Here is a 22,739-nt window from a genome sequence, read left to right on the forward strand (position 1 = left end):
ATGGCTTGGACTGCCGTCGAACTCTGCCACGCCCAAATGGGCGCGCTTCGCTTTCGCAGGATCTCGTTGGCCTGCCAATGCTTGCGGCTCTCTCCTAGATTGACGTGATCCTCTCTCGACAGGCAGCGGCGGGCGTCCAACTAGAACGAAGTGCCACCCCCAAACCTGAACTCCTGAACCGTGTCGTATTTGCCCTTCGTCAGCGGCACGGCGTAGTCGAAGCGCAGCGGCCCGAACGGTGAGGCCCAGATCAGGCCGACGCCGACGGACGATCGCACCGTACTGCCGTCGTCATATTGCAGTCCGCAGGTTGGGCACGCCTTGGTGTTGACTTCGCCGGTGGCCGACCATGAGGTCGGACCCTGGTAGCCCCAGAGCGATCCGGCATCGGCGTAGACTGCGCCCTTCAGGCCGACCTCTTTGGGCAGGAACCAGAACGGCATCTGCAGCTCCATCGACGCGCCCCAATATTTGGTGCCGCCGAGCGCATCGCCGTTAGAACCGTAGTTATAGTAGGTGATGTCGCGCGGCCCGATGCCGTTGGAGGCAAAGCCTCGCACCAGGTTCGGGCCCATCTGGAAGTGATCCAGCATGCGCAGGTCCTGGTTGCCGAGCTTGCTGAGCAGGCCGCCCTGGAGATGGATCACGCTGACGATTTCGGAGACGAGCGGTGTGTAGTATTTGGTGTCCAGCGCAGTCTTCAGATAGGTTACATCGCCGCCGACCCCCGCAAAATCCTGCCGGAAGTCGACCAGCAGCCCGTCCGTCGGATTCTTGGTATTGTCGAGCGTGTTGAAGTTCAACGTGTAGCCGAGCGCCGAGGTCCAGGTCGCGCCGTCCGCCAGTTCCTTCCGGACTGGCAGGCTCGACTCGCCGTCGCCGTAGCAGCCGTAGCCATAGACGCCCGAGCTCGTGGAATTGGTCGGATCCACGCCGCCCAGGACGTTCTGGATGTAGGCCGGCGTAGGATTGTAGGCCAGCGAGGAGTTGGACGCGTTGTTGTTGCAGTTGTTGTAGGCGCTAGCGAGTGTGATGCTCTGCTGATAGAGCGAATAGCGCAGCTGGAGCGAGAGGTCTTCACGCAAGGCCAGTCCGATCCGGGGAGAGAAGCCGAGCGTGGTCACACCATAGCTCGTATAGCTGTTCGACTTCTGCTGCTTCCAATACGTGTCGATACCGAGCGCCATCCGGTAGTCGAGCAGATAGGGCTCTACAAAGGACAGCGATATTCCGCGCGAGTATTGGCCGTAGCTCACCGAAGCCTTGCCGTAGAGACCGCGGCCGAGCAGGTTGCGCTCTGAAATCGAGACTTCGGCCAGCGCGCCGTCGCTGGTGGAATAGCCGCCGGAGATCGAGAAGTCGCCGGTCGATTTCTCTTCCATGTCGACGACAAGGACCACGCGATCGCTGGAGGAGCCCGGCTCGGTGACGATCTTGACGCTCTTGAAGTAATCGAGGTTCTTCAGCCGGCGTTCGGCACGGTCGACCAACGCACGGTTGTAGGCATCGCCTTCCGAGAGGTCGAATTCGCGGCGGATCACGTAGTCGCGGGTGCGGGTGTTGCCGCGCAGGGTGATGCGCTCGATATAGGTCCGCGGGCCTTCGTCGATATTGAACACGACGGAGACGGTGCGCGCCTCGAAATTGCGGTCACCGCCGGGACGGACCACGGCAAAGGCATAGCCGCGGCGCGAGGCCTCGATTTGCATCTCTTCAGTCGACTTCTCGACCAATTCGACATTGTAGAGCGACCCGGCGCTGACGCGCGAATAGGTGCGGAGCGAGCCTGTGTCGAAATTGGCAATGCTGGAGTGGAAGTCGACGGACCCGATGCGATATTGCGCGCCTTCCTCGATCTTGAAGCTGACGAGAAAGCCCTTCTTCTCCGGATCGTATTCGGTGAGCGCGGCCACGACCTGGACGTCGGCAAAGCCGTTCTTGAGATAGAAGCGGCGGATCAGGTCGCGATCGGCCTCGACGCGATCGGGATCATAGACGTCGTTGTTGCCCAGAAAGCTGAGCAGATTGCTCTCACGGGTCTTGATGACGTCGCGCAATCGCGAGGCCGAGAAGGCGCTGTTGCCGATGAACTCGACGGACTTGACCGGTGTCTTGGCGCCCTCCTCGACCGTGAAAACGAGATCGACGCGGTTGTTCGGCTGCTCGATGATTTCGGGCGTGACGCGCACGTCGTACCGACCCGAACGCCGGTAGATCTCGGCGATGCGCCGCGTGTCGGATTGCACCAGCGCCCGCGAGAAGGTCCCGCGCGGCTTGGACTGGATCTCTGCCGAGAGCTGCTCGTCCTTGATCTTCTTGTTGCCCTCGAAGGCGACACGGCCGATCACGGCATTTTCCACCACCGCGACCAGGAGACGGCCGCCGGACTGACCGATCTTCACGTCCTGGAACAGGCCCGTCCCGATCAACGCCTTGAGTCCGTCATCGACGGCGGCTTGATCGAGGCGGCCGCCCGGTCCGGGCCTGAAATAGGAGCGGATCGTCTCGGCCTCGACGCGGCGATTGCCCTCCACCACGATCGTCTCCACCCCCTGCGCGGCCGCCGGCTGCGGCATCAGCACGACGGGAATTGAACTCGCAATCGATACACCACTCATCGCGACCGCGATCAGCAAGACCCGCAACACCGACATTCCACACCTCAAGAGCACCTCCTGCTCTGAAACGAGACGGCTGTGGCCGCGATGTGGCTTTGAGATTGCTGGATTGTTTCCAGTCGTTGAGATTGATGCGCGGATCAGCCGCGTGAGCGCGTCCATCATGACGACCGCGCGAGCCTCCAGCGGCGAATGACCGGGCATGCAGGTGGCCGATCTGGAACCCCATCAGGCGCGCGCAGCAACATCGCGCAACGCCTGAATTCTTTACAGCCTCCGAAGTCGGTGCGAGAGGCGACGGCATCGAGAACTCGCATGGGGCATTTGCCGATGAACACGCTTGTCGTAACCAGGACGATGTTGGTCGTCCTCCTCTCCTCGACCCTCACCGTCCACGCCGCGACGACTCGCAAACGCGACCAACGACCAGCATCGCACGATGTCGTCTACGAGTATGGTCCGCACGGCCCCAACCGCTCATACCAGTCCGGCCCGCATACGCGCGTCTACGTCAGCAAGCGCTCGTGGCTCGATGGCGGGACCGAAGTGCTTCCGGGGGAGCGCAAATTCACCGATTACGCCTTGCCACCCGGCGCATCGTTCGCGCGCGGAAGCGGCAACCGGTCGCTCGATCGTCAGCCCCTGAATCCGGATTCGGACCTGGGCGGATTTACGCAGCGAATCCCGATCTCCTGGTGATTGGAGACCTTCCCGTCCCCTACTCGCCACAACGCTTGTCAGTTCGCACTGACCAGACACACCTTCGCATCCTCGCGGCGCATTTCGCCCGAGCCTTGCTTGGTCTCGCCGCCCTCATGGCAAGGGGGCGCAGGGAAGAACGGGTGCCGACTGGCACCCGCGGTCCGGTGCGCGAAAGGTAGCGCAAAAGAACCGCACAGCAGCATACAGGTGTAGCCAAACACTCGGCCTTCCCTGCGCGATGGTCGGACGGCTTATGGCGCGCTCTTGTGTCCAGAAAATCTGCCAGAATGTGCGAACGGGCGGTTCTCGCAAAACCGCCCGTCGCTGGATCTGAGCCCGTTCGTGCTCAAAGGCCTTGAGCCTGTCGGGGAGCGAGGGACAGATCCGGTGGTCTTCCTCAACCCGAACAGTTGCATGGGCTTCGAGCCCGAACCGAGCAAGGAAGGGAGTAGATGATGGCACAAAACGACGTCCTTGTCGCTGGCATCGACGTGGCCAAGGACAAGGTGGATGTGTGCATTCGCTCATTGTCACAACGGCAGACGTTCGCGAGCAGCCCAGAAGGTCGGCGAGCGCTGATCCGCTGGCTTCGCAAGCACAAGGTCGGCAAAGCCGCCATGGAGGCTTCCGGTGGTTATGAGCGGGAGTGGGCCAAGGTGCTACGCCAGGATGGTATCGAAGGCTTGGTGGTGGATCCAAAGCGGGTGCGCAACTTCGCCAAATCGGCTGGACAGCTCGCCAAGAACGATCCGATCGATGCGGAGATGATTGCCTGGTTCGCCGAGACCTTCATTGAGGCAAGGGGGCAAGCCTACGATGCGGCACGCGAGAAGCTGGCGCAGATCGTGAGTGCGCGCCAGGCTCTGATTGACGTGCAGACGAGCTTGCGAAACAGGACGGAGCATTCCACTCCTGACGTCGTGCAGAAGATGCAAAATCGCCTGCTGAAGCGGCTCGCCGCCGAAATTGCCAAGCTGGAAGCAGCGATCGCAGCCCTGATCAAGACCACACCGCGTTTTGCCGAACTCGCCGAGATCATCGAGAGCGTACCAGGTCTTGCCGGGGGCACATCCGCCGGACTGATCGGGGCGATGCCGGAACTCGGCCAGATAGGCAACAAAGTGGCCGCGGCCCTGCTGGGTGCTGCGCCTTATGACGACGACAGCGGCAAACGTCGGGGCGTCCGTCATATCCAGGGCGGACGCCGCAAGGTCCGCAACGTCTTCTACATGGCGTCCATGGGAGCCGCGACCCGGCATAACCCCGTGCTCAAGGCCTTTTACGATCGCCTGATCGCCAAAGGCAAGGAGCCGAAGGTTGCGCTCACCGCCTGCATGCGCAAGCTGATCGTGATCCTGAACGTCATGATCGCACGCGGCGAGAAATGGGACGCCGGCCGGTACGAAGTGAGCAACTCCGCTCGGCTTCCGCCGAGCGCTTGCACGCCCTGAAGACCGGCGAGCGGACGGGGTCAAGGCCGGAAGCCGCCGGAGGCGGTGGCGCGCCAGCGCCAGCCTTGAGGCCGGCCGATCGCCGGGCTACTTCAACACAGTTGCTCCCCGCAGCCGAGTTCGTTCTGGCCTCCCTCGCGCTCACGGAATTCACCGGCGCCCGCGCCGGTTGACGCGAGATGCCGCCTCCGCAAGCGATTGACCGTAACAACGACGGCCAGGACCACACGGTTTTGCCGTACGCACGGCCCGCCATTTCGCCCGCAGTATTCCCGACTCCGTCGACGAAGCCGGAAACTTACAGACGAGACGAACCTAGCAGCGCCGTTCGTCCGCGCGCGGCCACGAGCTCACTGGGGACTACCCTCCCTGCCCGCACCTCTCGCTTCCGACGCTGCCGCGTCCACCGCAAGCCCGGCTCGCGATCAAGACGACGACGGGATCGCCCCTCAAGTTGAACTCGGATGGGCGACACATACGTTATTTCCGAATTTCGGTAACGCGGAATATTTTCGCGCTAAAGGGTTGACGCGGCGCGAAACAGGTCGATGTTGTCCCTGACGGCCGCCCCACGCCGGCGCTGAGATGCCGCGCAACATCTGTTTACATTCAGCAACATTCGGGCTGCCGAAAGGCCACGATCTCTAGGCTAGTGGTTCCGGCCTCGTCCTGCCCTCCGAGAGCCGTAAGCGCCGCTGTTTCCGGGGCGAGGCCAAGGATCTCAGCCGATTTGATGCCGTCACACTTGCCCGTCGCAATCCCCGTGCCTTCCCCAAATGAGAATAGTCATCCGACGCCCAAAGCACTGCGCGCCGCCCTGTCGCGCGCCGGATCGGCTTGCGTCGCGGTGATGTTGGTTGCCGCATTGGCTGGCTGCGCCGTCGGGCCGGATTATGCCGGGCTGCCCGGGCTGGCCATGCCGTCGCACTGGAGCGCACAACCAACTTCCCGGCGTCAGTCCGGCACGCTCGATCGCTGGTGGATGCGCCTGCGCGATCCCCTGCTCAACCAGCTGATCGAACAGGCCGTCGAAGCCAACCCCAGTGTTGCCAAAGCCAAGGCGGTCGTGCGCGAGGCGCGCGCAACGGTTCAGCAGACCGGCGCAGGCCTGTTTCCCTCCGTCAGCGGCTCGGCCTCGGTGACCAACAACAAGACCAGCGCGGGCTCCGCCTCGGCCGTCGTCGACACAGCACCCTACACGCTGCACCAGGCGAGCTTCGATTCGAGCTGGGAGCTCGACCTGTTCGGCGGCACGCAACGGAGCATCGAGGCAGCGGTGCGTGGGCAGCAATCGGCAGAGGAGGATCTGCGCGACAGCCTCGTCACGCTGATCGGCGACGTTGCCGCCTATTACGTGGAGGCGCGCGGCTACCAGGCGCGGATCGCGCTGGCGCAGCGAACATCGGTCTCGCAGCGCGACACCGAAAAGCTCACCCGCAGCAAATACGAGGCCGGCAGCGGCAACGCCGTCGATCTCGCCAAGGCGACCGCACAAGCCGCGAGCACGGAGGCGAACGTTCCAACCTACCAGGCGGCGCTTGCGGCCGACATTCACCGGCTCGGCATCTTGCTCGGACAGCCGCCCGACGGCGTCGCTTTGCTGATGGCACAGTCCGCGCCCGTGCCCGCACCGCGCATGCCGTTGCCCACGGGCCTGCCCGCCGATCTCCTCAAGAGTCGCCCCGACGTCGCCAGCGCCGAGCGCAAGCTGGCGCAGGCAACCGCCAAGATCGGCGCGGCTGAAGCGGACCGCTATCCTGCGGTGTCGCTCACCGGCTCGGTCGGCACCTCTGCCCTGGGTGCCGGCGATCTCGCAAAATATTCCAGCGTGAGCTGGTCGGTGGGCCCCTCGGTCACAGTGCCGGTCTTTGATGCGGGCAAGCGCCTAGCGACAGTCAGGATTGCCGAAGCACAACGCGACCAGGCGTTCGCGACGTTCCATTCGACCCTGCTCACCGCGCTCGAAGATGTCGAGAATGCGCTGGTGTCGCTGTCGCAGGAGCGCAATCGCGCGTCCAAGCTGGCCGAGGCAGCGAAGAACTATCGCGAGGCCGCCCGGCTCTCGCGGTCGCTGTTCGAGACCGGTAGCGCGAGCTTCATCGACGTGCTGGACGCCGAACGCTCGCTCTATTCGGCTGAGGATTCGCTGATCCAGAGCAAGGTATCCGCCGCCAAGGACTACATTTCCCTCGCGAAGGCCCTCGGTGGCGGCTGGTCCGATCCGGTCGACATATCGACGCCGATCATCGTGGACACCAATACAGGACCACACTTCCGGGAGACGGTGAGGTGACTGATATCATCACCGCCGAGCGCGTGAAGATTGCCGCCGCGGTGGTTGCCGTCGTGGCAACCGGGATGGTGGCCGCCATGCGCTTTCCGGCGACGTCGAGCAAGGCACAGTCCTATATCACTGCACCGGTCACCGTCAGCGATCTGCGCGAGGAGGTGCTCGCCAGCGGCACGCTCAAGCCGGCACGCCTGACTGCCGTCGGCGCGCAGGTGTCGGGCCGGATCACCGCGCTCAATGTCCGCGTCGGCGACACGGTCAAGGCCGGCGACGTCATCGCCCAGATCGACCCCATCACCAAGCAGAACGATCTGCGCAGTTCGGAAGCTTCGCTCAAGAACTACCGCGCTCAGAAACTCGAGAAGGAAGCCGCGTTGGTACTGGCGGAAGCCAACCTCGCGCGACAGCAGGCGACCCTGGCGCAGCGTGCCACCTCGCGCAGCGACTTCGACAGTGCGGATTCGACGGTGCGGCAGACCCGCGCCCAGATTGCCGCGCTCGAAGCTCTGATCGTGGGAGCCGAAGCCAGCGTCGAGACGGCGCGAGTGAATCTCGACTATACCAGGATCACCGCGCCTATCGACGGCACGGTGCTCGCCACCGTGGTCCAGGAGGGACAGACGGTCAACGCGGTGCAGTCCGCTCCGACCATCGTCGTGCTCGGCCAACTCGAGACCATGACGGTGCGGGCAGAGATCTCCGAGGCCGACATCGTCAAGGTCAGACCGGGCCAGGCGCTCTATTTCACCATCCTCGGCGACCAGGACCATCGCTACGAGGCCAGGCTGGAGCAGATCGAGCCGGCTCCCGAGTCGATCAAGAGCGACGCCAGCTTCTCCTCGACCACCACATCGAGTTCGAGCACGAGTTCGAGTTCGTCGAGCTCCACCAGCACCGCCATCTACTACATCGGTGTTTTCAACGTCCCCAACAAGGATCTTTCGCTGCGGACCTACATGACCGCCGAGGTGCACATCATCACCGGTGACGCCAAGCGCGTGAAGGTCATCCCCGCGCTCGCGCTGATGCGCAAATCCGACGGCCGCAGCACCGTCCGCGTTCTCGATGCGTCGGGTGACGTGCGCGAGCGCGAGGTCAAGACCGGCCTCAATGACCGCACGACGGTCGAGATCAGGTCCGGCCTCGACGAGGGCGACCGGGTCGTCACCGGAGAAGCCAGCGAGCAGACCGCATCGAGCGGCATGCCCGGCGGCTCGCCGGGAGGGCCCTGAGATGGCCGATCCGATCATCGCCCTCGAGAACGTCAGGCGGGAATTTGCGGCCGGTGACACGCGCGTGCTTGCGCTCGACGATTTGTCGTTGAACATCCAGCCCGGCGAGATGGTGGCGATCATCGGCTCGTCCGGATCGGGCAAATCGACGCTGCTCAACATCCTTGGCTGCCTCGACCGCCCGACCTCGGGCACATATCATGTCGCCGGCAAGAACGTCTCCGAACTCGACGCAGACGAACTGGCGGCGCTGCGGCGCGAGCATTTCGGCTTCATTTTCCAGCGCTATCATTTGCTCGGCGACCTGTCCGCCGCCGAGAATGTCGAGATCCCGGCGGTCTATGCCGGAATGAAGACCCGGGAGCGCCGCACGCGCGCAGAGCGGCTGCTCGCAAGACTCGGTGTGGACGACCGGCGCGGCCACCGCCCGAACCAGCTGTCGGGCGGCCAGCAGCAGCGCGTCTCGATCGCACGCGCGCTGATCAACGGCGCCGAAGTCATCCTGGCGGACGAGCCGACCGGCGCGCTCGACCGGCGCAGCGGCGAGGAGGTCCTTAAGATCCTGAAGGAGCTGCACGGCGAGGGACGGACGATCATCATCGTTACCCACGATGCCGATGTCGCCACGCGGGCCGAGCGCACCATCGAACTGCGCGACGGCAGGATCGTTTCCGATCGGCGCACCGAGACCGCAGGCGCATCGGTCCCGGCTGTTGCGGCGTCTCGGGCTTCACGGGACAGCGGCGCCGGCTGGCCCGGCGCGTTGCGGCGCCTGCGGGAAGCCTCGCGGATGGCGTTGGTGGCGATGGCCGCGCACTGGCTGCGCGCCTTCCTGACTATGCTCGGAATCATCATCGGCATCGCCGCAGTGTCCTCCGTGGTTGCGCTCGGCAACGCCTCACAGCGCAAGGTGCTGTCGGACATTTCGAGTCTCGGCACCAACACGATCGAGGTGTTTCCGGGCAAGGATTTTGGCGACGCGCGCGCCGGCAAGATCAAGACGCTCGTACTCGGCGATGCCCGCGCGCTCGGCCAGCAGAGTTTCATTGCCGGAGTCACACCGACGGTCTCGACCAGCACGACGGTGCGCTACCGCGGCAACGAATCGAACGTGCTGGTTAACGGCGTCGGCGAGAGCTATTTCCAGGTCAAGGGCGCCAAACTGGCGAAAGGCCGCCTGTTCGACTCCGCCGCGGTGCGCAACATCGAGCGGCAAGCCGTCATCGACGACAACACCCGCAAGACCTTCTTCGCCAACGACCAGAACTCGGGGATCGGCCGCGTCATCTGGCTCGGCAAGGTGCCCTGCCGCATCGTCGGCGTCATCGCCCAGCAGCAGGGCGGCTTCGGCTCGAACCAGAATCTGTCGGTCTACCTGCCCTACACCACCGTGCAGGCCCAGTTCACGGGCGATCGTTCACTACGCAGCATCCTGCTGCGGATCAGCGACGAGATCTCGACCACGCTGGCGCAGGACGCGGTCACCACGCTGCTGACGCAGCGGCACAACACCAAGGATTTCGTCATCCTCAATACCGACGATATCCGCCGCACCATCACCAGCACGACGCAAACCCTCGCCTTCCTCGTGGCGGCGATCGCGGTGATTTCGCTGGTCGTCGGCGGCATCGGCGTGATGAACATCATGCTGGTGTCTGTCTCGGAGCGAATCAGCGAGATCGGCGCGCGCATGGCGGTCGGCGCCCGGCGCAGCGACATCCTCCAGCAATTCCTGGTCGAGGCGACCCTGATCTCGTCGATCGGCGGCATCGCCGGCATTCTCATTGCAGTCCTGCTCGGCGTCGCCATCAACATCGCGGCGCCGGGATTCCAGGTCACCTATTCGATGTTCTCGATCGGTGCGGCGTTCCTGACCTCGACCGGGATCGGGGTCGCCTTCGGCTTCTTCCCCGCCCGCCGCGCCGCCTTCCTCGACCCCGTAGTGGCATTAAGCCGTGACTGACCGTAGGATTGCACCATGACCGTAGTTCTTCGGACGAGACAATCGTCCGCAAATCGATCAACGATCGGCAACCCCGATGCGATCTCAAACATGACCAGCGACACGCAGAGCATTCTGATCGTCGAGGATGACCGGCAGACCCGCGACCTCATCGCGCGTTATCTGCGCGAGCATTCGTTCGCGGTCCACCTGGTCACGAACGGCAGGGAGATGGACCGGCATCTGTCGCAAAGCCGGGTGGACTTGATCGTGCTCGACCTGATGCTGCCGGGCGAGGACGGTCTGAGCCTCTGCCGCCGCGTGCGCATGGAATCCACGACGCCGATCATCATGCTCACCGCGAAGGGCGAGGATCTCGACCGGATCCTCGGTCTCGAGATGGGGGCGGACGATTATCTGCCGAAACCGTTCAACCCGCGCGAGCTTCTCGCCAGGATCAATGCCGTGCTGCGCCGCCAGGCGAGCGGCCGTGCCGCCGGAGGCGCGGCGACACGCCTGAAGTTCCTGGGCTGGATCATCGATCTTCGTTTGCGGGAGTTGCGCGATCCCGAGGGCGCGCAGGTGCCGCTGACCAGCGCCGAGTTCGATCTGCTGCAAGCTTTCTGCGAACGGGCCGGCCGCGTCCTCACCCGTGACAATCTCCTGAGCATGACGCGCGGCCGGCCCGGCGGCAGCTTTGGCCGCAGCATCGACGTGCTGGTCAGCCGGCTCCGCCGCAAGCTCGATCGCACCCAAGACACGTCCGTGATCAAGACCGTCCGCACCGGCGGCTACATCTTCACGCCGGTGGTGGAGGAAGCATGAGCCGCGCCGCCGACACCGTCGGGCTGTTCAGCTTCAGGCGGATCAGCGGCCAGATCGCGGCCCTTGTGCTGGTGTCGCTGATCCTGATCCACGTCCTGATCGCCGGATATTTTCTGCTCAACCGGCCGAACGTTCTGACGGACAGGCCCGTGGAGCAGCTTGAGCTGATCGCGAGGATCATCGCCAATACGCCGCAGGGAGAGCGGGATCTCGTTCTTGAAAACGTCAGCCGAACCTTTCCGGCGCTGAAGCTGCAGTTAAAGAAGGATGCTTCCGCCTCCACGGCTCCATTGCCAGAGCGGACGCGCCTGCCCACCCCATCCGCTATCGAAGGCCCGGTCGATCTCATTCGTGGTTCCACACCGGAAGACAATCGCCTCTGGTTCTATTTGGCAAATGGCGACGTGCTCGAGGCGACGATCGGGACATTCAAGATGCCTGCCTTCGTCAGCGGCCTCTGGACGAGCACGCTCCTGTTCCTGGTGGCAAGCGTGACGCTGCTCGGCGTCTGGGCAGGACGCGCACTCAGTTTGCCCTTGTCGGCCTTCGCGCGCGCGGCGGAGGACTTCAGCCTGGATCGCTCGTCCGCGCCGTTGCCTGAAAACGGCCCGGAGGAAATCAGATCCGCGGCGAGAGCGCTAAACCGGATGCGCGAACGCGTTACCGCACTGATGAACGACAGAAGTCGAATGCTGGCCGCCATCAGCCACGATCTGCGCACCCCGATTACGCGCCTGCGGCTACGCTCGGAATACATCGAGGATCCAGCACAGCGCACCCAAACCGTACGCGACCTCGATCAGATGCAGTCGATGCTCGAGTCGGTGCTCTCGCTGCTGCGCAGTGAAAGCGCTGCCAGACCGACACTGGTCGACGTTGCCGCGCTGCTCCAGATGGTTTGCGACCAGTTTTCGGATAGCGGCCACGCGGTGCACTATCTTGGTCCGGACAGAGCCGCATTCATCGTCCGGCCGGACGAAATCAATCGCGCGGTCACAAACCTGGTCGAAAACGCCACGCGCTTCGGAACCGAAGTCCGCGTCGAGCTCTTGATCGCCGGAGACCAGATTATCATCGACGTCGTCGACGACGGCCCTGGAATACCCAATGAGAAGAAGGCGGCGATGCTGGAACCCTTCGTGCGAGGAGAAGAAGCCCGCACCATGGACGAAACGGCGGGATTTGGCCTCGGCCTCTCGATCACGCAGGCGATCGTGACCGCGCATGGCGGAACGCTGCTGCTGCTCGACAACGAACCGAGGGGTCTTCGCGTCCGCCTGCTGCTTTCCAATGCGGGCCTTAGCCACGAGTGAAGCAGAAGTGGCCCCCTCTTTCAACTAGCACGACCTCAAACTTCAACTTGGCGGCGAGTGGCGGCGTCAGGTTTAGAGAAGCTCATGATCGTTTCCTCATCGCCCTGCGCCCGGACGCGCGATTTGGCCAGAACGCCGGGCAAAGGCTCTTGCGGGCATCAACCCTGATTCACCGAACGGCTCGACACGCAGCACGCAATCGACGCTCTCCTCGACCAAGTTGACCGCCCCGAGCGCAAGCCGGCCTTCCGACGCTTTCAACGCGGAAACTATGGCAACAGGCGAAGCCTGGCTATGTTGCGTATTGGTACGGAAGCTGATGCGTCAAGCAAAGCCACGCTGGCATTACGAGCCATCGGTTTGATGCCTGCCGCCGGGGGAATGTTGGCGTTCTTTTTCCTCGTATGTCGCTGATTTCAATTTTGTTTCAGTTGAGTTGGAGGCGCCTGACCGCCTGACCTGCAGCGTTCAATCCGCGTTGGTCGTCACGTGCTCCTGCGAGGAACCCGTGACGCCCTCCGAGGATGAGATGTCAAGGATAATCGTTATGCAGGGCGACATCAGACCATCGTTGCGTGCTTCCAGGCACTGGCTTCCAGTTCTCCTCGTTCTGGCGGTTGTTGCCTTTGGACCGTCGTCGGGAGCGAACGCAGCGGACCGCAGATCCGCGAGACAAGGAGACCCGATCGGCCAGTTCGATGCGCGGTTTGTCCCCCTCGGCATAGGTAAATCGATCGTGATCGACCTTCCACGTGATGTAAAGGACGTGCTGGTCGCGGATCCCAAGATAGCAAACGTGGTGCTGCGATCGACACAGCGCGCCTACATCATCGGCGCCGCTGTTGGGCAAACCAACGTCGTGTTCTTTGATACTGTCGGCCAGTCGATCGTCGCCTACGACATCGCCGTCAAGCGCGACCTGAACGGTGTTCGTGCCGCATTGAAGCAGGCGCTTCCCACCGCCAAAATCCAGATCGACGGCGTCGGCGATGGCGTAATCCTGACCGGCACCGTCGCCACACCCCTCGAAGCCCAGCAGGCCAACGATATTGCTACGCGCCTCACGGGAGCGGCCGACAAGGTCGTCAACTCGATCGCGGTTCGGGGCCGCGATCAGGTCATGTTGAAGGTGACGGTCGCCGAGATTTCACGCGAGATCGTAAAGCAGCTTGGCGTGGATCTCAGCACGAGCCTCAGCTCAGGCACATCGATTGTGAGCCTGACGAATTCGAATCCATTCACAGCCTACGGCAAGAATCTTGTCGATGGCAACAGCGTGGCTCTGTCAGCCGGTGGAACGACGGCCACGTTGAGGGCAATGGAGAAGGCGGGTGTCGTACGCACGCTGGCGGAACCTACGCTGACGGCGATATCGGGAGAGGCCGCCACCTTTGTTTCCGGTGGGGAGTTTCCTGTTCCCGCGGGGTATTCTTGCGACCCCACAACCCATGTGTGCACGACCCAAATCAGCTTCAAGAAGTTCGGAATGTCGTTGAGCTTCACGCCGGTCGTGCTGGCTGAAGGCCGCATCAGCTTGCACTTGATGACCGAGGTGTCGGATCTCTCGAACGAGAATTCGATCACCTTGTCCCAGGCGGTGAGCGACAACACGACCAACTCTCTGACGGTTCCCTCCATCAAGACGCGTCGAGCCGAGAGCACGCTCGAGATCCCGTCGGGCGGGTCCATGGCAATCGCCGGCCTGATTCAGGACCAGACAAAGCGAGCCGTGAATGGATTGCCCGGGCTGATGCAGGTGCCGCTGCTGGGCGCGCTCTTCAGGAGTCAGGACTTCGTCAACAACCAGACCGAGCTCGTCGTCCTCGTGACGACTTACCTCGTTCGCGCCGTAAGTCCGAGAGAACTGTCGCGGCCGGATGACGGCTTTGTCGGGCCGAGCGACCCGCAAGCCACTCTCATCGGCAACATCAATCGCCTTTATGGCCGAACAGGATCAACAGGAGCCCGTCGCGGTGATATCGGCTTCATCACCGATTGATGCATTCCCGCCGCGCGCCGGCAACGTTCAGGTAATCTCTGCAACGCCCATAAACATGCTCGCCGATATCCCGCCGTTGTTCGGGCACAGGATGCACCGAGGCTTCACGGATCTGGATTGGCGAAATGCTCTTTGAATTCTTGGTCTTGCGCATGGGCTTTGGTGCGGCCTGCCTCGCCCTCGCCGAAATCAGCCCCGTACGAATGAGAACGCTGCTAATCATTCTCGGCGTCTGGGTGCTGATCAATGTCCTCTTCGTCGTGTTGATGATCTCGCCGCGCAAGCCGCAGAGCGCAGAAGTCGCGAACAGGTCGAGCGAGACTGCGCCCATCGCGGCCGGGATGAACTATGGCCCAAAGGGCATTTCGTTACGCCATGTCGTCATCGCAATCGCGCTTGGCACGTTCTTCTCGTTAACGCCGCCACTGCTCGAAGCTTACGATGCGATCAAGGGGTTCGTCGGCAAGCGCCTGCCTGGGTCGAACAAGAACGCGGATGGTTCCGACCGGAACGCCTAGGCTGGCGAGGTGGGATGCAGGTCATTTTGTTGGACGACGGTTTGGCCAAACCTCTGACTTAACGACGGTCTCTTCTAGCCATAGACATCGACCACGAACTGGACAGCGAAAAAGCGCCGCAGGCCCAACAAGCGCAGTCACCAAAGAGGAATTTCAGACCGCTCTCGTGGATCATGCCTGCTCCAGCATGGCAACTGCCAAGCGCCCGCTTCGTCCAAAGGATAACATGCAGATGGGTGAATAGCGGCTGACAGATTATCCTGGAGTTTACGACCGGATCGAATTGCGGTGTGCATTCGATTGCACGACGTTTCACAGCTCAATTGCGAACGTTGTCACGTAAACCGGCGGTCCGGCTGCCGCGTCCTGCTATTTGCGCGTTTGGTTTCTCCAGACGAAGTGAGCGTAGTATATGGTTGCCGCGGCGACGATCACCCCAACCACGCTCAGTACGATTATCTGTTCTATCTGCATTAGGCACGCATCGGGAATGGGCTGCCGCTTGGCGCGAACCGCATAGCGAGTGCCAGAAGTTCTGCCCGACTTCAGCTCCACTGGGGCTGAACAATGGCGCTTTGGGATCCCGACCACTCCGTCCGGAAAGGTCCTGGTCGGTGGACAAAACCTCTGGCGCGTTAGTGGGTATCACGCAATCGAGTTTCTGAGTGCGGAAATCGGTTGCTGAATATAGCTCGCTCTCGGCTCTCGGCGGCCTTCCGCTCCTTCAGAGTTTTCAGGGCCACTTTGAACCACTCATAGAGTTCACAGCGTGCTCCGGCTCCGAAGGCAAAGGTCACACATTCGAATTGTGTCGGCTGCGTCAGTTTCTCCTCGTTTGGCAGTTCAATATGCGCGCCTGGGCGGAAACCCATGTCCTATCTCATTCGAACGAGTAAGCAGACGCAATAAAGTCGTGTGCGGGGCCGGCCGCGGTGTGGCTTGGTAACTGCCGACGGCATCGTCCGACGGCTCACCGCCAATCCAGACCGGCTTACGCCGAGCAACTATACCCACATCTCAGGATTTCCCATGACGACAATGACGTAGTGACGTGTCGACACTGATCAGGGCCGCATTTTATCGCGCTTGAAGGCGGCCCTTGCTCGCTGCGGCGGCGCGAAGGCCGGGGTACCTTTGGAGGAGGGTGTGAGTCGGCTGGCACACAGGCCATTTTGGCCTGCCTGTGCCAACTGCCGCCATAAAACGGCAATTGCAGGTTTACGCGGAAGGGGGACCGCTCTTGGGGACAAATGGAGTTGATAACGATCGGTTGTCGAACGTCATCGATCGACTAGGGGAAGCCGCCATCGATCCCGCCGCTTGGCCCGCCATCATGGACGACATCTGCAGAGCGGTCGGCGCATCAGCGGCCATCCTTCTCCAGAGCGACGTTCGAACGCCAGACGTCCCACGGACGCAATCGATCGATGAGGCCCTTCAGCTGTACTTCAAGCATGATTGGCACCTAAGAGATCCGAGAGCCGCTGGATTCCCGCAAATGATGTCCGGCGAGATCGTCACCGACCACGACGTGCTGACGCCGGAGCAGATCCGTTCCGATCCCATGTATAATGAGGTACTGTATCCGTTCGGGTTTCAATGGTTCGCGGGTGTCGGCTTTTGGGCCGAGTCCGCCGCCTGGGCGCTGACCCTGCAGCGAACGGGTCGCGTGGGTTCTTTCGAGGCGCGTGACAAACGCTTGCTGGCGCGGCTCGCACCGCGACTGACGGAAACGGCTACCCTTGCCACTGCAGTGGGCCGCGTGGCGCTCACGTCCATGACCAACGTGCTGAACCAGGTTCAGCAGCCTGCACTCGTTCTCAACCGCCGGGGAATGGTGCTGAGCACGAACGCGGCGGCCGATGCCGGATTCGACGACGACATCCGGATCAGCAACCGGCGGCTGATGGTGCGCGACAAGAGCGCGCTCGCGAAACTTGATCAGCTGGTCGACCTGATCCGGTCGACACCCGACAGCCACGCGTTACCTGCTGCACCCATACAGAGTGTTCGTGGTAGACAGCAGCCGGCGAGTGATCTGCACCGCGAAGCTCGACTGCATCGGCGAGCAGGCTGCGAGATGTCGAGCCGAGCAAATGTGTGGCGAGCACGAGTTGAGCTTTAGGCGGGGGATCGTCGCGTCGCTATTTTTCGCGGGACAACATCGAAGGAGAAGCGAACCGACCGCTCATCCTGAGTAGAAGACCCGTCAGGCGACCCAACCGTCCTCTAGGATCGAACGGATTGACTGATTCCGAGAAGATTGTCTTCGCTGTCGGGAAACCAAGCGCCTCGCTCACCGATAACCTTACTGGCGTAAGTCCCGGCAATCTCGGCGATCCAGGTCAATGGTCTTTAGACCGGGCAGATCATATTCCTCGACGTTGGAACTCCGTGCTGCGACAGCCATTGCCCCGCACTGGATGATCCGGTCATGGTGCGCAGCAGTTGGAACGCGATGTTTCTGATGGGCGATGTCTTAAGACAGTCGCTCGGAACCCTGCTGGATAATGCAGGGTATGCGCCGCAAGAGATGACTTGGTATCGCGTGCAGCACCCGGATCTTCAATTACGCCGCTACTTTTCGAATTCTGCGGCAACTAATCCCGTTTTGATTGTGCCTGCGCCCATCAAGCGGCCGTACATCTTCGATCTATTACCACAGGTCAGCGTGATACGGCGGCTCGCCGATGCTGGGTTTGCCGTCTACCTGCACGAATGGCCGGAGGAACAGGCTGCGGACTGGAACCTCGAGACGAGCATAGCTCTGCTGCTTGCGGCGATCGAGAAGCTCTCAAGGGATCACCAACGAGCGCCAGTGGTCATTGGCCATTCGCTTGGCGGGACTCTGGCTGCCATCGCGGCTGCACTTGTACGGCGGCGCGTCGGCAAACTCGTCCTGGTTCAGGCCCCCCTCGCGTTCGGCCAATGCACCGGAGCCTTGCGACCGATCGCGATCGATGCGCAGTTTGAGGTTTTGAGCCGTCGTATTGCGGGTAGTCTGCTGGACTGTGCGAGCGTTGCCGCGGCTCCAGAGGAGTTTTTCGTCGGGCGCTATTGCGATGCTTGGGCCAGCTTGTCCGATTTGGAAGCGCTCGCGCTCCACGGCCGCGTCATTCGCTGGACCCTCGATGAGTTCGCCCCATCGCGCCAACTACTCCAAGACGTGATCGAGTTGCTCTATCGTGAAGACCGGTTCGCACGCAACGACCTGCACCTGCTCGACCGTACTGCCCGCTGCGACGCCCTTGCTGAACTGCCAGTGGCGGCGATCGTCGATCATACGAGTCGTGTCGTCCCGCCCTCGTCCACGCTGCAACAATTGAGCAGCCCAAGGGTATTTGTCTATGAGCCGGAGATCGGAGTGGCGTTGCAGCACGTTGGTGCTCTCGTCGGCCGCCGAGCGCATCGAGAGATCTGGCCGCACGTGATCGAGTGGTTGCGCCAGGGGGGCAATCACAAAACTTGAAATCCCTTCGTGCCAGTGAGCATCTTTCCTCGACCAGCGTTTCTCGCGCGGCCCCCCTACGAGTAAGGCATGGCAATGGGCCAGCTCAATAGCCATAGAAGCAAGCGCCGAGCTAGCCACTATCTTTTTCGAGTAAGCTTCCAGCTTTTCTAATGCGGTGTGCGCTTCTCCGGATCTTGATCAGACCGGCGACCCTTGGCGCACTCCTGCTTCACGACAAGGCTGAGACCCAGCGCCTTGGCGACGGGCAAACCGACCCTTGTCATCGGCGACACCGCCGAACAGGCTGTTGCGAGATGGTAGTGTGCGGGAGGTTCTGCAAAAGCTGAGAGGCTGAAGCGGTCATGGTAAGTCCGGTGATTGCGAAGATCACCGCTCGTAGAGGAGCTTGGACCCGCCATGACCGTGACGAAGATTAGGACGGATGTCTCTGCAGTCAAAGAGTTGTTGAGGTCGGACAAGGAGTTCCTGAAGCCGCTGATCCAGGGTGCGGTGCAGGACATTCTCGAAGCCGAGATGACGGAGACGCTGGGTGCGGAGAAAGGGGAGCGCAGCGAGGGGCGGCTTGGCTATCGCTCCGGCTACTATTCCCGCTCGCTGATCACCCGGGTCGGCAAGATCGAGCCGAAGGTGCCGCAGGACAGGCAGGGACGGTTCTCGACCGAGCTGTTCGAGCGCTACCAGCGCTCGGAGAAGGCGCTGGTAGCGGCCTTGGCCGAGATGTACGTGCAAGGCGTCTCGACCCGGAAGGTGAAGCAGGTCACCGAGGAGCTGGTGGGGCTTGCCGGCACGCGGGACGGTATCGAGGCCGCCGGCGATCTGTTTCGCGCGTTTGGTCTGCGCTGCGTCATTGCTACAGCCCACGACGATCAGCAGACCCGCAACAGGGCCGCGCCCTATGCGCCGCTCGGCTGGCTTGCCAAGCCCTACACGATGGCGTCTTTGGTGGGGCTTGTGCGCGAGGTGCTTTCGACACAGGACTAGCAACGGCCAAGCGATCCCTGGAGGACCGGAGCCAGGAGTTTCCTGAGCGCGTGGCTCTCAAAAGGCTTCTGAAAACGTGCGACAGCCGCCAAGCTCGATCTCAATGATGCCAGCCCTGCGATGCTCAGGCGTTGAAGAGGCCGGTTGCGAGGGGTTCATCGCTACCGGAGTCGGCGCCGAGGCGATCTCGACCGGAACAAGCGCCGGCGTGATCTCACCGCTCAGCTGACCCTGGCGTGCCTGCCGGCGCCAAACCGTGAACAAATTGGGATGAACATCATGTCGGCACGCAACTCAATAACACTTGCCGCAGGCGCCAATCTTCCCGATCCGATGTCACGGTTGCCAGACAAGCCCACGGCCGATGTCGTTACGTTCGAGTGCATGGAGCACGTGATCTTGAGGTCGCGCAGGTAAGCGTTTGGGAGAGACCATCATGACCGCAAAGGAGGTACGATTCTCGACAGAGGCCCGAGACAAAATGCTGCGTGGCGTCGACATTCTGGCCAATGCCGTCAAGGTGACGCTAGGCCCGAAGGGTCGCAACGTTGTGCTTGAAAAGAGCTTCGGTGCGCCTCGCATTACCAAGGACGGCGTAACAGTTGCGAAGAAATAGAGCTCGAGGACAAGTTCGAGAACATGGGAGCACAGATGGTCCGCGAGGTTGCCTCAAGGACCTCCGACCAGGCCGGCGATGGCACAACCACTGCTACCGTTCTGGCACATGCAATTGTCCGTGAAGGCGCCAAGGCAGTCTTAGCGGGCATGAATCCCATGGACCTTAAGTGTGGTATTGATCTCGCGGTCGACGCGGTCGTCGATGAACTAAAAAAGAATACGAAGAAGCTTACGTCAAACGACGAAATCGCGCAGGTCGCGACGATTTCCGCCAATGGTGACAAGCAAATTCGGACGCTTCCTGGCCGATGCAATGAAGAAAGTCGGCAACGAGGGGGTGATCACGGTGGAGGAAGCCAAGTCACTCGAGACCGAGCTGGAGGTCGTCGAAGGCATGCAATTCGACCGCTCGGCTTGCAATATTGGCTCTGACGCATTTTTGGTGCAGCTCCGATTATTCTCACGACTGGAACTATGTGCATCTCAATGTGCCGCTGCCTTTTAGCTGCGGAGGCGTTCCGCCATCGGCTGAACGCTCTTACGATCGCCGGGACCGATCAATCCCGCAACATACAGAGGACACATCCGCTGCCGGGTCTTATGACCCAGTCGGTCCAAGAACGGCATCAGCCAGCGTTCGAGTTCGTCTTCCCATCCCAGCATGGTCAGCCCTCCAAGAGCCGACCACCCATGAATCATTGAAAAATTGATTCGGGAATCCTATAAAACGCGCCAAAATCAACAATCTGCCAAAGTAGTGCTAGTACGCCGTCTCCTACCGCGAAACCGTTCAGGAAAGTATCGCGGCTCCGGTTGAGGAAGGCGATATAGAATGGTCCCGCGCCGCCGGCATTGGCGAAGGAGGCCTCGCCGAGTGCGCCGTCGTCGCGCACCGGGAATATCACGAGCCCGTCTGGATCGGGGGCGTTCGCCACGACCAGATTTGGCGACCCGTCCGGATTGACGGCTGGACGAGCGTCGAAAAGAATATCGACCAGCAGGAACCGGCCGTCGGGCGACAGGACAGCTTGTGTCGCCACCCGATCGGTCTTTGTTGCGGTATTTACTGAAGCCCGCTCCGGGCGCAGCTTCAGCTTGCCGTCCTCGGCAACCGTGTATGACCGGAGGTGGTTGGGGCCGAAGGCATGGAGCACGTATAGAGTTCGACTTTGGGAGCGGTAGGCGAGCGACTTCGCCGTTCCGCCGCGCCCTATTACGGGCTCGCCAGTCGGTTGTCGATCGATCAGTGTCAGCTTGCCGTCTGGACTCTCCCGGAAGCTCGTCACGCTGTTGTCGCCGCCGTTCGTCGTGAACAGCAGAGTGTTGGATTCGGCCAGGATCACGCTGCCAGCGCCCTCGAATGCGTTGGGCGCACTCTTTTGGCCGCTGATCGGCTTGAAGACGCCAGACCCAGCGCCCCCGGTAGGGATACTCTCGAGTAGTTTGAGTTGCCCATCGGCGTTGCGACCGAAGTGCATGATGCGGTTCTGGGTTTCATTGGTCTGCACGTAGACATGACCTACAAGCTCAGAAGCGCGTGCTTCTATTCCGAGAGTCCCGAACAGAAGCAGCACGAGAGGTATAAGGAAGAGCTTCGACGATCGCGGACGGGTCATATAGTTAATCTCCTTAGGCCCGAATTCTGACCGGCAACTTCCACTGGGGCCGGACGAAATGGCAGGTGTAGCCGTTCGGATGCCGTTCCAGGTAATCCTGGTGCTCGGGCTCGGCCTCCCAGAAATCGCCGGCGTGTGAAAGCTCGGTCACAACCTTGCCCGGCCATAGCCCTGACGCCTCGATGTCGGCGATGGTGTCCTTGGCGATGCGGCGCTGCTCCTCGCTCGTGTAAAAAATCGCCGACCTGTAGCTTGTGCCTCGGTCGTTTCCCTGCCGGTTGAGCGTCGTCGGATCGTGGATCTGGAAGAAAAACTCGAGCAGGTCGCGGAAGCTCGTCTGACTCGAGTCGAACGTGATCTCGATCGCTTCCGCGTGCGTGCCATGGTTGCGATATGTGGCGTTCTTGACGTCGCCGCCCGAGTAGCCGACCCGCGTCGAGACGACGCCGGGTAGGCGCCGCACCAGCTGCTGCATTCCCCAGAAGCAACCTCCTGCCAGGATCGCGCGTTCTGTAGTCGCTGCCATCGTCAGACCTACTGCTTTGAGAACAGCTTTGAGTACTTGCCGTATCCTTCGCTCTCCAATTGGTCGCGGTGGATGAACCTCAAGGAGGCCGAATTCATGCAGTACCTCAACCCGCCCTTGTCGCGCGGCCCATCCGGGAAGACGTGGCCAAGATGGCTGTCGCCGTGCTTGGAGCGAACCTCGGTCCGTGTCATGCCGTGCGAGCTGTCAACGTTCTCGACGACATTTGCGGCCTCGAGAGGCCGCGTGAAACTCGGCCATCCCGTCCCGCTGTCGAACTTGTCGAAGGACGCAAAGAGCGGCTCGCCGGAAACCACGTCGACGTAGAGACCGGGCTCCTTGTTGTCCCAGTATTCGTTGGCGAAGGGGCGCTCGGTCCCGTCAGTCTGCGTGACGCGGTACTGCTCGGGAGTCAACTTCGAGACCGCTTCGGGGTTTTTCCTGTAGGTCGGCATTCGCCGTACTCCGTTTTGTTCTGCATTGAAGACCCACTCACAGAAGTCTGCGACAATCGTCTCGGCCTTTCCTTTGGCGCAATCGATACGGGGTCGATCAAAGTCTCATTGACGTCGAAAATCAGCGTGGAGAACCTTTCCACCGTTCGATTGACCTTTCGCGGACTCGAGTTGCTGATGG

Annotated in this window: 15 protein-coding genes and 3 pseudogenes; 13 read left to right on the forward strand and 5 right to left on the reverse strand. The window is 61.8% G+C overall.

Annotation, left to right across the window (positions count from 1 at the left end; all coding sequences use genetic code 11):
* Positions 1-140: 140 nt before the first annotated feature.
* Complete coding sequence (gene bamA / locus P6U28_RS25245; protein ID WP_407120174.1) at positions 141-2,654, reverse strand: outer membrane protein assembly factor BamA; 2,514 nt, start codon at positions 2,652-2,654, stop codon at positions 141-143.
* Positions 2,655-2,933: 279 nt separating this feature from the next.
* Between bamA and P6U28_RS25250 the strand changes: the two genes are divergently transcribed.
* The 13 genes and pseudogenes from P6U28_RS25250 to P6U28_RS25310 all read left to right on the forward strand — a co-directional run.
* Complete coding sequence (locus P6U28_RS25250) at positions 2,934-3,317, forward strand: hypothetical protein (RefSeq protein ID WP_407120175.1); 384 nt, start codon at positions 2,934-2,936, stop codon at positions 3,315-3,317.
* A 455-nt stretch (positions 3,318-3,772) separates the two neighbouring features.
* Complete coding sequence (locus tag P6U28_RS25255; protein WP_122402735.1) at positions 3,773-4,771, forward strand: IS110 family transposase; 999 nt, start codon at positions 3,773-3,775, stop codon at positions 4,769-4,771.
* 763 nt (positions 4,772-5,534) lie between these two features.
* Positions 5,535-7,064, forward strand: coding sequence for an efflux transporter outer membrane subunit (locus tag P6U28_RS25260; RefSeq protein WP_407120176.1), 1,530 nt, complete (start codon positions 5,535-5,537; stop codon positions 7,062-7,064).
* Complete coding sequence (locus P6U28_RS25265) at positions 7,061-8,293, forward strand: efflux RND transporter periplasmic adaptor subunit (protein ID WP_407120177.1); 1,233 nt, start codon at positions 7,061-7,063, stop codon at positions 8,291-8,293. The genes P6U28_RS25260 and P6U28_RS25265 overlap by 4 nt, the downstream gene beginning before the upstream one ends.
* 1 nt (position 8,294) lies before the next feature.
* Positions 8,295-10,256, forward strand: coding sequence for a MacB family efflux pump subunit (locus P6U28_RS25270; RefSeq protein WP_407120178.1), 1,962 nt, complete (start codon positions 8,295-8,297; stop codon positions 10,254-10,256).
* Positions 10,257-10,346: 90 nt separating this feature from the next.
* Positions 10,347-11,060, forward strand: coding sequence for a response regulator (locus tag P6U28_RS25275; RefSeq protein WP_407120179.1), 714 nt, complete (start codon positions 10,347-10,349; stop codon positions 11,058-11,060).
* Positions 11,057-12,373, forward strand: a complete 1,317-nt coding sequence (locus P6U28_RS25280) for an ATP-binding protein (RefSeq protein WP_407120180.1) — start codon at positions 11,057-11,059, stop codon at positions 12,371-12,373. The genes P6U28_RS25275 and P6U28_RS25280 overlap by 4 nt, the downstream gene beginning before the upstream one ends.
* Before the next feature lie 547 nt (positions 12,374-12,920).
* Entirely contained in the window at positions 12,921-14,372 is a 1,452-nt protein-coding gene (locus P6U28_RS25285; protein ID WP_407120181.1) for a type II and III secretion system protein family protein, read from the forward strand.
* A gap of 125 nt (positions 14,373-14,497) precedes the next feature.
* Positions 14,498-14,890: a hypothetical protein gene (locus P6U28_RS25290; protein WP_407120182.1), complete on the forward strand. Its 393-nt coding sequence runs from the start codon at positions 14,498-14,500 to the stop codon at positions 14,888-14,890.
* A gap of 1,498 nt (positions 14,891-16,388) precedes the next feature.
* Positions 16,389-17,015 carry a hypothetical protein gene (locus P6U28_RS25295; RefSeq protein WP_407120183.1) on the forward strand — a complete coding sequence of 209 codons (627 nt, stop codon included), beginning with the start codon at positions 16,389-16,391 and terminating at the stop codon, positions 17,013-17,015.
* A gap of 309 nt (positions 17,016-17,324) precedes the next feature.
* Entirely contained in the window at positions 17,325-18,359 is a 1,035-nt protein-coding gene (locus P6U28_RS25300) for an alpha/beta fold hydrolase (protein WP_407120184.1), read from the forward strand.
* 399 nt (positions 18,360-18,758) lie between these two features.
* A pseudogene (locus P6U28_RS25305) lies at positions 18,759-19,169 on the forward strand (transposase); the annotation flags it as partial.
* Positions 19,170-19,779: 610 nt separating this feature from the next.
* Positions 19,780-20,370 (forward strand): annotated as a pseudogene (locus P6U28_RS25310) (TCP-1/cpn60 chaperonin family protein); the annotation flags it as partial.
* A 101-nt stretch (positions 20,371-20,471) separates the two neighbouring features.
* Here the strand turns inward: P6U28_RS25310 and P6U28_RS25315 are convergent.
* The 4 genes and pseudogenes from P6U28_RS25315 to msrB form a co-directional block, all read right to left on the reverse strand.
* Positions 20,472-20,660, reverse strand: a pseudogene (locus P6U28_RS25315) (transposase); the annotation flags it as partial.
* The gene (locus tag P6U28_RS25320) at positions 20,657-21,577 is read right to left on the reverse strand and encodes a hypothetical protein (RefSeq protein ID WP_209296262.1); all 921 of its coding nucleotides are present in this window, start codon (positions 21,575-21,577) and stop codon (positions 20,657-20,659) included. The pseudogene P6U28_RS25315 and the gene P6U28_RS25320, both read right to left, overlap by 4 nt.
* A gap of 13 nt (positions 21,578-21,590) precedes the next feature.
* Positions 21,591-22,103, reverse strand: a complete 513-nt coding sequence (gene msrA, locus P6U28_RS25325) for a peptide-methionine (S)-S-oxide reductase MsrA (RefSeq protein ID WP_209296261.1) — start codon at positions 22,101-22,103, stop codon at positions 21,591-21,593.
* A gap of 8 nt (positions 22,104-22,111) precedes the next feature.
* Positions 22,112-22,558: a peptide-methionine (R)-S-oxide reductase MsrB gene (gene msrB, locus P6U28_RS25330; RefSeq protein ID WP_209296260.1), complete on the reverse strand. Its 447-nt coding sequence runs from the start codon at positions 22,556-22,558 to the stop codon at positions 22,112-22,114.
* Positions 22,559-22,739 lie beyond the last annotated feature (181 nt).

It is taken from the genome of Bradyrhizobium sp. STM 3561 (assembly GCF_045571455.1).
Classification (GTDB): Bacteria; Pseudomonadota; Alphaproteobacteria; order Rhizobiales; family Xanthobacteraceae; genus Bradyrhizobium; species Bradyrhizobium vignae.

What these genes read in the sequence shown, in the direction of transcription:
- bamA (WP_407120174.1), bottom strand. Translation starts at nt 2,654, where the DNA reads ATGTCGGTGTTGCGGGTCTTGCTGATCGCGGTCGCGATGAGTGGTGTA.
- P6U28_RS25250 (WP_407120175.1), top strand. Translation starts at nt 2,934, where the DNA reads ATGGGGCATTTGCCGATGAACACGCTTGTCGTAACCAGGACGATGTTG.
- P6U28_RS25255 (WP_122402735.1), top strand. Translation starts at nt 3,773, where the DNA reads ATGATGGCACAAAACGACGTCCTTGTCGCTGGCATCGACGTGGCCAAG.
- P6U28_RS25270 (WP_407120178.1), top strand. Translation starts at nt 8,295, where the DNA reads ATGGCCGATCCGATCATCGCCCTCGAGAACGTCAGGCGGGAATTTGCG.
- P6U28_RS25275 (WP_407120179.1), top strand. Translation starts at nt 10,347, where the DNA reads ATGACCAGCGACACGCAGAGCATTCTGATCGTCGAGGATGACCGGCAG.
- P6U28_RS25280 (WP_407120180.1), top strand. Translation starts at nt 11,057, where the DNA reads ATGAGCCGCGCCGCCGACACCGTCGGGCTGTTCAGCTTCAGGCGGATC.
- P6U28_RS25285 (WP_407120181.1), top strand. Translation starts at nt 12,921, where the DNA reads ATGCAGGGCGACATCAGACCATCGTTGCGTGCTTCCAGGCACTGGCTT.
- P6U28_RS25290 (WP_407120182.1), top strand. Translation starts at nt 14,498, where the DNA reads ATGCTCTTTGAATTCTTGGTCTTGCGCATGGGCTTTGGTGCGGCCTGC.
- P6U28_RS25295 (WP_407120183.1), top strand. Translation starts at nt 16,389, where the DNA reads ATGATGTCCGGCGAGATCGTCACCGACCACGACGTGCTGACGCCGGAG.
- P6U28_RS25300 (WP_407120184.1), top strand. Translation starts at nt 17,325, where the DNA reads ATGGTGCGCAGCAGTTGGAACGCGATGTTTCTGATGGGCGATGTCTTA.
- P6U28_RS25320 (WP_209296262.1), bottom strand. Translation starts at nt 21,577, where the DNA reads ATGACCCGTCCGCGATCGTCGAAGCTCTTCCTTATACCTCTCGTGCTG.
- msrA (WP_209296261.1), bottom strand. Translation starts at nt 22,103, where the DNA reads ATGGCAGCGACTACAGAACGCGCGATCCTGGCAGGAGGTTGCTTCTGG.
- msrB (WP_209296260.1), bottom strand. Translation starts at nt 22,558, where the DNA reads ATGCCGACCTACAGGAAAAACCCCGAAGCGGTCTCGAAGTTGACTCCC.